This window comes from Streptomyces sp. GC420 (genome assembly GCF_009916105.1).
Taxonomy (GTDB): Bacteria; Actinomycetota; Actinomycetes; order Streptomycetales; family Streptomycetaceae; genus Streptomyces.
Genome location: NZ_JAAAXQ010000274.1, coordinates 1 through 11,500 on the forward strand (window position 1 = coordinate 1; position 11,500 = coordinate 11,500).

Annotated in this window: 9 protein-coding genes and 1 pseudogene; 5 read left to right on the forward strand and 5 right to left on the reverse strand. The window is 71.6% G+C overall.

The genetic code is table 11. The features are described 5' to 3' along the window. Nucleotides 1–31: 31 nt before the first annotated feature. Nucleotides 32–400, reverse strand: coding sequence for a WhiB family transcriptional regulator (locus tag GUY61_RS27225; RefSeq protein WP_166632897.1), 369 nt, complete (start codon nucleotides 398–400; stop codon nucleotides 32–34). Nucleotides 401–528: 128 nt separating this feature from the next. Continuing rightward, nucleotides 529–1,245: a DUF1707 domain-containing protein gene (locus GUY61_RS27230; RefSeq protein ID WP_398957052.1), complete on the reverse strand. Its 717-nt coding sequence runs from the start codon at nucleotides 1,243–1,245 to the stop codon at nucleotides 529–531. Nucleotides 1,246–1,564: 319 nt separating this feature from the next. Between GUY61_RS27230 and GUY61_RS27235 the strand changes: the two genes are divergently transcribed. From GUY61_RS27235 to GUY61_RS27245, 3 genes are all read left to right on the forward strand, one after another. Further along, the gene (locus tag GUY61_RS27235; protein ID WP_166632898.1) at nucleotides 1,565–3,229 is read left to right on the forward strand and encodes a fumarate hydratase; all 1,665 of its coding nucleotides are present in this window, start codon (nucleotides 1,565–1,567) and stop codon (nucleotides 3,227–3,229) included. Nucleotides 3,230–3,413: 184 nt separating this feature from the next. After that, on the forward strand, nucleotides 3,414–4,871 hold the full coding sequence (locus tag GUY61_RS27240) for a class II fumarate hydratase (RefSeq protein WP_166632899.1): 1,458 nt from the start codon (nucleotides 3,414–3,416) through the stop codon (nucleotides 4,869–4,871). 456 nt (nucleotides 4,872–5,327) lie between these two features. Continuing rightward, the gene (locus GUY61_RS27245; protein ID WP_166632900.1) at nucleotides 5,328–6,692 is read left to right on the forward strand and encodes an FAD-dependent oxidoreductase; all 1,365 of its coding nucleotides are present in this window, start codon (nucleotides 5,328–5,330) and stop codon (nucleotides 6,690–6,692) included. A gap of 353 nt (nucleotides 6,693–7,045) precedes the next feature. On the opposite strand, the gene GUY61_RS27250 is transcribed toward GUY61_RS27245, so the two are convergent. Further along, a complete protein-coding gene (locus GUY61_RS27250; protein ID WP_313896878.1) occupies nucleotides 7,046–8,614 on the reverse strand; it encodes a helix-turn-helix domain-containing protein in 1,569 nt (522 codons plus the stop codon). A gap of 188 nt (nucleotides 8,615–8,802) precedes the next feature. Continuing rightward, nucleotides 8,803–9,141, reverse strand: a pseudogene (locus GUY61_RS27255) (siderophore-interacting protein); the annotation flags it as partial. Nucleotides 9,142–9,390: 249 nt separating this feature from the next. Between GUY61_RS27255 and GUY61_RS27260 the strand changes: the two are divergent. Next, the gene (locus tag GUY61_RS27260) at nucleotides 9,391–10,380 is read left to right on the forward strand and encodes an ABC transporter ATP-binding protein (RefSeq protein WP_166632901.1); all 990 of its coding nucleotides are present in this window, start codon (nucleotides 9,391–9,393) and stop codon (nucleotides 10,378–10,380) included. Further along, on the forward strand, nucleotides 10,377–11,168 hold the full coding sequence (locus GUY61_RS27265; RefSeq protein WP_166632902.1) for an ABC transporter permease: 792 nt from the start codon (nucleotides 10,377–10,379) through the stop codon (nucleotides 11,166–11,168). The genes GUY61_RS27260 and GUY61_RS27265 overlap by 4 nt, the downstream gene beginning before the upstream one ends. Before the next feature lie 109 nt (nucleotides 11,169–11,277). On the opposite strand, the gene GUY61_RS27270 is transcribed toward GUY61_RS27265, so the two are convergent. Next, on the reverse strand, nucleotides 11,278–11,500 hold a 223-nt coding region (locus GUY61_RS27270; protein WP_166632903.1), incomplete at its 5' end, for a response regulator transcription factor.

The window sequence follows — 11,500 nt, forward strand, 5'->3', positions numbered from 1 at the left end:
GGCCGGAGGGAGGGCCGGCCGGCTGCGGGCTCTACCCGGCGGCGGCTATCTGGGAGGCGCGGGCGGCCTTCTTCATCTCCATGTCGCGGCGCCTGCGGCGGGCCAGCACGACGCGGCGCTCGGCGGCGGTGAGTCCGCCCCAGACCCCGTACGGCTCCGGCTGGAGCAGGGCGTGCTCGCGGCACTCGACCATGACGGGGCAGCGTCCGCAGACACGTTTCGCGGCCTCCTCGCGCGAGAGCCGGGCGGCCGTCGGTTCCTTCGACGGGGCGAAGAAGAGCCCTGCCTCGTCACGGCGGCAGACCGCCTCGGCGTGCCAGGGGCCTTCCTGTTCCCGGGCCGGCCCCCGCTGGGGTGCTACGGCGGCGACCTGCAGGGACTGATGCGGCGGTTGCAGCACGGTCTGCTCCTGACGACGGCTTCGCGAGCGAGAGACGATGCAGCAAGGCCTACCCGTTGTGCGCGCGCCTATGCACCGGGTCGCCGCGCTGGTCGCTCCCCCGGCGGGGAGCGGCTACGGCGGCGCGGTCAACGGCCGAGGCGGTCCCTGAATCCGGCGTGCAGATCCCGAACTCGCTTGCCCCGCTTGGCCTTCGCCTCGATGTTCCCGAAGACCGAGTAGCCGGTGACGACGACGACGGGCGCCTGCGGGTCGCCGGCCTCCGCGGAGTCGACCTCCCAGTTGCCGAAGATCCCGGCTCCGTTGCCGCGCAGGGTGATGTTCTCCGGTACGCGGACCTCGACATTGCCGAAGAGGCTCGTCGCCTGGATCACGGAGTGCTGCTGCTCGAAGATCGCTTCCGTCAGGTCGATCTCCACGCTGCCGAACAGCGCGAAGGCGTTGGTCCTGCGGCTGAGCCGCCAGCGGCCCTTGCGGGTCGAGGCGGAGAACACGGCGATCAGGTTCTCGCTCGTCATGGGCGTGCCGGGGGCCGGACCGTAGGCATGGGGCGCCGGCGCGAGTCCGGGCGCCGGTGCGGCGGGGCCGGGGACGGCCCGAGTGCCGGGCGCGGGCAAGTCCCGGACCAGCGGGTCCAGTTCGGCGAGGGTCTTCGCCGCGTACACGGCGTCGATCCGCTCGGAGTGTTCCTCCGGGCTGAGCCGGCCCTCGGCGAGCGCGTCACGGAGGATGTCCGTGACCCGGTCGCGGTCGGCGTCGGAGGCGCGCATGGCGACGGGGGTCGGGGCGGATGCCGGGGCTGGTGCCGGGGCTTCGGGCTTCTCCAGAGACGTCTTCTCGTCCACGGACAGCAGCGTACCCAATCGCGATAGATCGCGACTAGGCTCCGGATCGGCCGGGATCGCCGCGCACCGCCCGTGCCCGCGCGGGCACGGGCCGACCCTCGCCGCCCCGGCCGGGTCCCGGCTCGGACGGGTTCGGGGTGCGGCCACGGCGCGGGCGGTTCGGAAGCCCGGCGCCTATGCCCCGATACGTAACGATCCATGCCCCGGAATCGAGGCGCCGGGAGCTCGGGTGAGGTCGACCTCACTCATACGATCGTCTGTGCACGTTCTACTCTGGTTCAGCTTCGTCGCCGCAGCCGAGTGAGGATTGGCCGCCAACATGCCGGATTTTGAGTACACCGATCTGCTCCCGCTGGGAGAGGACACCACCCCGTACCGGCTGGTGACCTCCGAAGGTGTCTCCACCTTCGAGGCCGACGGGCGTACGTTCCTCAAGGTCGAGCCCGAGGCGCTGCGCAAGCTCGCCGAGGAGGCGATCCACGACATCCAGCACTACCTGCGGCCTGCCCACCTGGCCCAGCTGCGCCGGATCCTGGACGACCCCGAGGCCTCCTCCAACGACAAGTTCGTCGCCCTGGACCTGCTGAAGAACGCGAACATCGCGGCGGCCGGGGTGCTCCCCATGTGCCAGGACACCGGCACGGCCATCGTCATGGGCAAGCGCGGCCAGAACGTCCTCACCGCGGGCGGGGACGAGGAAGCCCTCTCGCGCGGCATCTACGACGCGTACACCAGGCTCAACCTGCGTTACTCGCAGATGGCTCCGCTCACCATGTGGGAGGAGAAGAACACCGGCTCCAACCTCCCCGCCCAGATCGAGCTGTACGCGACCGACGGCGGCGCCTACAAGTTCCTCTTCATGGCCAAGGGCGGCGGCTCCGCCAACAAGTCGTTCCTCTACCAGGAGACCAAGGCGGTCCTCAACGAGGCCTCCATGATGAAGTTCCTGGAGGAGAAGATCCGTTCGCTGGGCACGGCCGCCTGCCCGCCCTACCACCTGGCGATCGTGGTCGGCGGCACCTCGGCGGAGTACGCGCTGAAGACGGCGAAGTACGCCTCCGCGCACTACCTCGACGAGCTTCCCGCCGAAGGTTCCCCGCTGGGCAACGGCTTCCGGGACAAGGAACTGGAGGAGAAGGTCTTCGAGCTCACGCAGAAGATCGGCATCGGCGCCCAGTTCGGCGGCAAGTACTTCTGCCACGACGTACGCGTCGTCCGCCTGCCCCGCCACGGCGCCTCGTGCCCCGTCGCCATCGCCGTCTCCTGCTCCGCCGACCGGCAGGCCGTCGCCAAGATCACCGCCGAGGGCGTCTTCCTGGAGCAGTTGGAGACCGACCCGGCGCGCTTCCTGCCCGACACCACGGACGAGCATCTCAGCGACGACGACGTGGTCCGAATCGACCTCAACCGGCCGATGGACGAGGTCCGCGCCGAGCTGACCAAGTACCCGGTGAAGACCCGGCTCTCGCTGACCGGCTCGCTGGTCGTCGCCCGCGACATCGCGCACGCCAAGATCAAGGAGCGGCTGGACGCGGGCGAGGAGATGCCGCAGTACCTCAAGGACCACCCGGTGTACTACGCCGGCCCCGCCAAGACCCCCGAGGGCTACGCCTCCGGCTCCTTCGGCCCGACCACGGCCGGGCGGATGGACTCGTACGTCGAGCAGTTCCAGGCCGCGGGCGGATCGCTGGTGATGCTCGCCAAGGGCAACCGCTCCAAGCAGGTCACCGACGCCTGCGCCGCCCACGGCGGCTTCTACCTCGGCTCGATCGGCGGCCCGGCCGCGCGGCTGGCCCAGGACTGCATCAAGAAGGTCGAGGTCGTCGAGTACGCCGAGCTCGGCATGGAGGCCGTCTGGAAGATCGAGGTCGAGGACTTCCCGGCGTTCGTCGTCGTGGACGACAAGGGCAACGACTTCTTCACGGACCCCGCGCCCGCCCCGACCTTCACCACGATCCCGGTACGGGGGCCGGGTCTGGGCTGACCCTCCGTCCGGGCCGCCCTCCCGGAACCGTTCCGAGGCCCGTGGCCCCGGGGGTGCGCCCCCGGGGCCACGGGCCTCGCGTGTCCCGGGACAAACCAGCGCCGTGCGGGTTTCACTGGCGAGCCGGGGAACCGGGAACAGACCGGACCGGCCGGAACGCTGTCCTGCCAGGAGGTACGAAACGATGAGCACGGAGAGCACGGAGAGCGTGGGCGACGCGGGCGGCAAGGGCGGCGGCCCGGACGGCCCGGACGGCGGTGGCGGCTACCGCCTCGAGCACGACTCGATGGGCGAGGTACGGGTCCCGGCGCACGCCAAGTGGCGGGCGCAGACGCAGCGCGCCGTGGAGAACTTCCCCGTCTCCGGGCAGCGGCTGGAGCGTGCCCACATCGAGGCACTGGCCAGGATCAAGGGCGCGGCGGCGAAGGTGAACGCCGAATTGGGGGTGGTGGACGAGGACATCGCCCGGGCGATCGCGGAGGCGGCCGAGGAGGTCGCCGCGGGCCTGTGGGACGAGCACTTCCCGGTGGACGTCTTCCAGACCGGCTCCGGAACCTCGTCGAACATGAATACGAACGAGGTGCTGGCGACGCTGGCGAGCGAGCGGCTGGGCCGCGCCGTACATCCCAACGACCACGTGAACGCCTCTCAGTCGTCCAACGATGTCTTCCCGTCCTCCGTCCACATCGCGGCGACAGCGGCCGTGACGCGCGATCTGGTCCCGGCGCTCGAGCATCTCGCCGCCTCGCTGGAGCGCAAGGCGGAGGAGTTCCGCGACGTGGTGAAGTCCGGGCGTACCCACCTGATGGACGCCACGCCCGTGACGCTCGGTCAGGAGTTCGGCGGGTACGCCGCCCAGGTCCGCTACGGCGTCGAGCGGCTGCGGGCGTCGCTGCCCCGGCTCGCCGAACTGCCGCTGGGCGGCACGGCGGTGGGTACCGGCATCAACACCCCGCCCGGCTTCTCCGCCGCCGTCATCGAGGAGGTGGCCCGGGCGACCGGGCTTCCGCTGACGGAGGCCCGCGACCACTTCGAGGCGCAGGGCGCCCGGGACGGGATCGTGGAGACCAGCGGGCAGCTGCGGACCATCGCGGTCGGGCTGACGAAGATCGCGAACGATCTGCGCTGGATGTCCTCGGGCCCTCGCACCGGTCTGGCCGAGATCACCCTTCCCGATCTCCAGCCGGGCTCCTCCATCATGCCGGGCAAGGTCAATCCGGTGATCCCCGAGGCCGTGCTGATGGTCGCCGCGCAGGTGATGGGGAACGACACGACGGTCGCGACGGCGGGCGCGGCAGGCAACTTCGAGCTCAACGTGATGCTGCCGGTGATCGCCAGGAACATCCTGGAGTCGGTCAGGCTGCTGGCCAGCGCGACCCGGCTGCTCGCCGACCGCACGGTCGACGGCATCACCGCCAACGTCGAACGGGCCCGGGAGTACGCGGAGTCCTCGCCCTCCGTGGTGACTCCGCTGAACAAGTACATCGGGTACGAGGAAGCGGCCAAGGTCGCCAAGAAGTCCCTGGCCGAGCGGAAGACGATCCGCGAGGTGGTACTGGAGTCCGGATATGTGGAGCGGGGCGCGCTGACCCTGGAGCAGCTGGACGATGCCCTGGACGTGCTGCGGATGACCCGCCCCTGAGGAGCCCCCGGTCCTCGGACCGGGATCGCGGCGGACCGGGATCGCCTCGGCCCCCCGGCCCGGCCGGGCGAGGGAGCCGAGGGTGACCGTCCGGATGGGCGACTACGTCCTGCCCTCCGAGGACGGCTTCCGCGTGGGGCTGCTGATCGGCTGCGGTGTCGCACTCGTCGCCGCCGCCATCACCATGGCCGCCCCGTCCCGCCCGGCCGCCCCGCGCAGGCGCACCGGGTCGGCGCCGGTACGCGGGAGCCCGCGCCCACGGCCTGAAGCCGGGCGGCGGACCGGCACCGCGTGGTCCGGCCATGGCCCCGGACGACCGCGCCGGAGAGACCTGGCAACCCGGCAACCCATAAGCCGGCCTTATGGCCCCATAAACCGGGACCCCGTACACACTTAGGCTTGCCTGAGTTTACGGTTGCCGACGAGTCACCTCTGTCACTCGAAGGGAACCTGATCATGACACGCCCTCTGCGGGTAGCCATCGTCGGTGCCGGCCCCGCCGGCATCTACGCTGCCGACGCGCTGCTGAAGTCCCAGGCCGCCGTCGCTCCGGGTGTGTCGATCGACCTCTTCGAGCGCATGCCGGCTCCGTTCGGCCTGATCCGATACGGCGTCGCCCCCGACCACCCGCGGATCAAGGGCATCATCACCGCTCTGCACCAGGTGCTGGACAAACCGCAGATCCGCCTCTTCGGCAACGTCGACTACCCGAACGACATCCACCTGGACGACCTGCGCGCCTTCTACGACGCGGTGATCTTCTCGACGGGTGCCACGGCCGACCGGGCGCTCGACATACCCGGCATCGCTCTCGACGGCTCGTACGGCGCGGCCGACTTCGTCTCCTGGTACGACGGCCACCCCGACGTGCCCCGCACCTGGCCGCTGGAGGCCGAGAAGGTCGCGGTCCTCGGTGTGGGCAACGTCGCCCTGGACGTGGCGCGCATCCTCGCCAAGACCGCCGACGAACTGCTGACGACCGAGATCCCGCCGAACGTCTACGAGGGCCTGAAGGCCAACAAGGCGTACGAGATCCACGTGTTCGGCCGTCGTGGTCCGGCACAGGCGAAGTTCAGCCCCATGGAGCTGCGGGAGCTGGACCACTCCCCGACCATCGAGGTCATCGTCGATCCCGAGGACATCGACTACGACGAGGGCTCGATCGCGACCCGCCGCTCGAACAAGCAGGCCGACATGGTCGCCAAGACGCTGGAGAACTGGGCGATCCGCGATGCCGGCGACCGGCCGCACAAGCTGTTCCTGCACTTCTTCGAGTCGCCCGCCGAAATCCTCGGCGAAGACGGCAGGGTCGTCGGCCTGCGTACCGAGCGCACCGCCCTGGACGGCACCGGCAACGTCAGGGGCACCGGCGACTTCACCGACTGGGACGTCACCGCGGTCTACCGGGCCGTTGGCTACCTCTCCGACCAACTCCCCAAGCTGCCTTGGGACTTCGCGTCTGGCACGGTCCCGAACGAGGGCGGCCGGGTGATCGAGGAGACCGGCGAGCACCTGCGGTCGACGTATGTCACCGGCTGGATCCGGCGCGGCCCCGTGGGCCTGATCGGCCACACCAAGGGCGATGCGAGCGAGACGGTCGCCGGCCTGCTGGACGATTTCGTGAACGGCCGCCTGCACACGCCGGCCTCGCCCGCTCCCGAGGCCGTGGACGCGTTCCTCACCGAGCGGAACGTCCGCTGGACCACGTGGGACGGCTGGTACCGGCTGGACGCCGAGGAGAAGGCGATGGGCGCGGCACAGGGCCGCGAGCGGGTCAAGATCGTCGAGCGCGAGGAGATGCTCAGGGCGAGCGGCGCGTGAGCCCTCTGCCCCCGGCGCCCCGGCACTGAAGCGCACCGCGCGGCCGGCAGCCCGCGGGCACCGCGGCGGGCGCGGTCGGGGGCTGCGCGTCGGCCTGGCCGGCGCCGCGGAATCGGTGATCCGGTGCAGTGCCCCCCGCACACGGCACCGCATCACCGTCCGCACCCGCTCCCCGTACCGGCGTACGCCGGCCCTTTCAGGACGGCGCCGCGGTCGGGGCGGTGCAAGAAACACTATGGCCGGGACGGGCAGCGCCCAACCGAGCACGGTGCCCAGTCTCGCCGGGCCGTTGTGCACGGTGCCCAAGTCCCGTGCCGCGCGGGTCCGGGACGGCGCCGGCCTGCGCGGCCTCGTCAGATGTCCGTTTCCGCTCCCGCTCCCTGCCCCGGCACCGTCTCCGGTCCCGGCTCCCGGGTGATGTGCAGCGCGTGCACCACGTCGTGCACCCCGGAACCGACGGCCAGCAGATCGCGGTTGAGGAGACGTTCCGCCTCCCGGAGGTGTGAGCGCACCGTGTTGCGGCTGATACCGAGGCGTTGTGCGGCCGCCTGCGCGTCCGTGTCGGCGTCGATCCACCCCCGCACCGTGGTGAGCAGCGGCCGGTCGGAGACCCTGACGGGGCGGAGCAGTGCCTGTGCCCATGCCACGGCCTGGGGCGTGCGCAGCAGCTGGTCCAGGACGGCGGCCGGCCGCCGGTGTCCGTCGTCGAGGCCGGACGGGGACGACGGGGGCGCGGCGAGGGACAGGGCCAGGTCGACCGCCGACCGGGCGCGGACCCGGTCGAGGTCGAGGTCGAGTGCCCGCGCCGCACGCTTGACGTGAGCGGTGACCGTGTTGCGGCTGATGCCGAGCAGGCGGGCCACTGCGGAACGCGGAAAGGTGACGGACAGCCGCACGATGTCGACGGTGGCCCTCGGAACCTGGTGCAGCGGGTGCAGGAAGGCGCGGGCCCAGGCGACGGCCTCCTCCCGGGGGAGCGCCTTCTCCAGCCCGGCGTGCCCCCGGTAGTCGGCCTCCCGCCCGGGCAGGTGCCGGGCGACGGCCAGGGCGTGCACTGCCTGGCCGTAGGCCGCGCCGGTCTCGCGCAGCGGTTGCGGGTCGCTCACCCCGAGGATGTAGCGGGACTGTTCGCGCACCAGTCGGCGCAGCGCCGCCCGCAGTTCCTGCGCCCCGTCCTCGGCGAGCAGGCAGATGAGGTGCTCGTCGAAGACGGGGCAGCGTACGAGAAGGGCGTCACCGTGGTAGCCGGCCGCGTCCTGGAACTTCTCCGCGATGCCGTCACGGTCGTCCGGAGCGCAGCGCAGCAGGTACACGCGCAGGCTTTCGGCGTCCAGCAGCGCCGGGGGTTCTCCGCCGGTCATCCGGCGGGCGAGCACCGGATCGCCGACCATCAGTGCCGACATGATCGCCAGCCGCACCTGCCAGGCCTTCTCGTGGTAGGCGCGGGTGACGGTACGGGTCTGCTGGGCACCGAGCAGGAGTGAGAGAAGGCCGGGGGTGTGGGCGGCGAGGAGCTGGGCGTTCCCGGTGGCGGGCGCCGGGGCTCCGGCGGCTGTGGCAGTGGTGCCGGTGGCGGCGTCGGCAGCGTTGGTGGTGGTGTCGGTGGCCGTGACCAGGACGGAACGGGGTGCCGCAGGACCGAGCGCGTCGCACCGTATCCGCTGCCTGCCGCTCTCCACGGCCGCGGATTCCATCTCGCCGGCCGCGAGCCGCCGGGTGACCGTGTCGAGCCCGCCGAGTACGCCGTGCGGGAAGTGCCGCGTGGCCGTGGTGACGGTTCCGTCGGGGCCCAGCAGAGCGAACTGGGCACCGGTCCTGCCGTGCAGCCAGTCGAGGAACCGCCGGGTGTCCGGGCGGGCCGCCTGGCGTCTCATCTCCCCCAGCAGGTCGTCCAGTTGCCGGGCCCGTTCCCGCGCGTCCACTCTCTGCGCCCCTCCCGCTCCCGGACACGGGGCCCGCCCCGGTGCCGGCTCCTCAATCCGCTTACCCGCAGTGTCTACACCAGGTGACCGGGGTGTTTCACATGCGGGCGCCCTCTGGGACCGGGGACAGGGCGCCCTCTGGGACCGCGGGGACAGGGCACCGTCCGGGGCCGCTGCGCGGGCTCCTGCTCCTGCTCCGCCTCGACCCGCGCGTTCCACTGGCGCTTGGACGCCTGCCATCCCTGCTCGTCGCGGCCGAGACGCCAGCAGCCGGAGATCGAGAGCCGGTCGCGGGGAATCCGGTGCCCGACGCGCGGCAGCCCGCGCAGTTCCTTCACGAAACCGGCCTCGCCGTGGACGAAGGCGTCCACCCGGCCGGGCGGGAGGTCCAGGGCCCGGACTGCCTCGACGAGGGCCGCCCCGTACCTCCGGCCGGCCCGGTGCAGCCACGTGATGTCCACGGCGGACTCGATCTTCTGCTGCTCCCCGGGTCCCTCGACCTCGACGAACGCACCTCCCCTTCCCCCACCTGTTCAGGAACACCGGTGACCGCCCGCCGCGCATCCTGTGGGTCTGCACGTCGCGTCGTGTGACCCGGACGTTCGCCGAGACAGGGGTGGCGGGGGAGCAGCTCTCCGGCGAGGACCGGATGGGCTGAGAGCCGGGAGACCTGTCCTCCTCCCAGTGGCCGGAAGAGCGGCCACAGGGCGGATACTCGCCCGCGCCGCGATCCGTAGCGTCCACCGCATGAAGAGCGGCAAGGAGCTGAGGATCTGATGCGACATTCGGCGGTGAAGGCGGCGGGCCGGGAGGAGTCGGCCGGAGGAGCGGAGGACAACTCGCCGGACCCGGCCATCCGCGTGCGGGGACTGCGCAAGTCCTACGGCACGTTCGAGGCGGTACGCGGGCTCGACCTCACGGTGCGGCGCGGCGAGGTGTTCGCGTTCCTCGGGCCGAACGGGGCCGGCAAGACCACGACGGTGGAGATCCTGGAGGGCAACAGGCGCCGCAGCGGTGGCGACGTCCGGGTCCTCGGTGCCGACCCGGCGCGTCCGACGTCCGCCTGGCGGGCGCGCATCGGACTCGTGCTTCAGGCCTCGCGGATGCCGCCCGAGCTGACCGTGCGGGAACTGGTCGCTCGTCACGCCGGCTTCTACCCGGCGCCGCGTGACGTCGACGAGACGATCGAGCTGATCGGGCTGGCAGGCAAACGCGCCTGCCGGGCGGGGAGGCTCTCCGGCGGGCAGCAGCGGCGGCTGGACGTGGCACTGGCGCTGGTCGGCGACCCCGAGCTGGTCTTTCTCGACGAGCCCACGACAGGTTTCGATCCGGCGGCACGCCGGCAGGCCTGGTCCATGATCGAGGCGCTCCGGGAGCTCGGCAAGACCGTCTTCCTGACCACTCATTACATGGACGAGGCGGAGGCCCTGGCAGACCGGCTCGCGGTCGTCGTCGGCGGACAGGTGGTGGCGGAGGGGACGCCCGCCACTCTCGGCGGACGAGAGACGATGCCGTGCGAGATCCGTTTCCGCCGGCCGGAGCGGATCGACCCCGGCCTGCTGGAGGGTGCTGCCCCGGCGGCGGCCGGCGAGCTGGTGACCCTGCGTACCGCGGATCCGGTCGGCAGACTCGGTCCGCTCATGGACTGGGCCCGGGACAACGGCACCGGCCTGCCGGGACTCGAGGTGCGCCGGCCGTCCCTCGAAGACATCTATCTGGCCATCACGGAGAGGGCGGGCACCAACCGCGGGGAGGAGGCGCGATGAGCATCGCTACCGGAGCGCTGCTGCGGCGCGAGACCGCCTGCGCGGTCAAGGTCGTGCTGCGCAACCCGCAGACCGCCTTCCTGGTCGTCGTCCTGCCGCTGCTGTACCTGTTCGTACTCGCCTCGATCTTCGACGGCGAACGCGTCCATGCCCCGGACCGGTCCTGGACCCTTGACGTCTCCACCATCATGACCGCCTCGGTGGTGGTCGTCGGAGTGGTCTCCGCCGCGTTCCAGAACCTGGCGATGACCCTCGTCGAGGACCGCGAGTACGGCGTGCTCAAGCGCCTGCGCAGCACACCTGTGCCCGCCCCGGTCTTTCTCGCGGGGCATGTGGTGACCGCCACGGTGATGTCGGTGATGCTCGCCGTGCTCGTCGCCTGTCTGGGCGTGCTCGTCTTCGACGTGCCGTTCCCGGGGGCGCGGATCCCGGCGGCCGCCGTCACCGTGCTCGCCGGAACGCTCGCCTGCTGTCTCGCGGCAATCCCCTTCAGCGCACTGGTCAGGAGGGCCTCCGCGTCCCTGCCCATGGCCTTCGGGGCCGGCCTGACGCTGTTCTTCCTCTCCGGGAACTTCTTCCCCGGGAAGGACCTGCCCGTGGCGATGCAGCGTGTCGCGGACGTCTTTCCGGTCCGGCACTTCTTCCTCGCCATGCTGACCGCGTTCGACCCCCACACCACCGGCGCCGGATTCGAGTGGGGCCACCTGGCGGTGCTCGGGATCTGGGCGGTCGCAGGTGCCGTGCTCTCGGTCGCCTTCTTCCGCTGGACACCCACCGGGGAGGAGTGATCCCACGGTCCGGGGTGTGATCCGGGGTGCGCCGGATGCACCGGCGGGCGCGAAGGGACGGGCGGCTGCCGGGAGCCGCCCGTCCCTTCGCGTTCGGCCCGCCGACTGGTCAGTCCGGTGTGACGCCCGTCCGGACCGCCAGCACCGCGAGCCGTACCCGGTTGGGGGCACCGGTCTTCGCCATCAGTCCGGAGACATGCGTCTTGACGGTGGTCACGCCTATGTGCAGCCGCTCGGCGATCTCGCCGTTGGACAGTCCGGCTCCGACGAGGGACAGCACATCGCGCTCGCGCTGCGTGAGACCGGCGGGCGGGTCGGCGCTGTGTGACCGG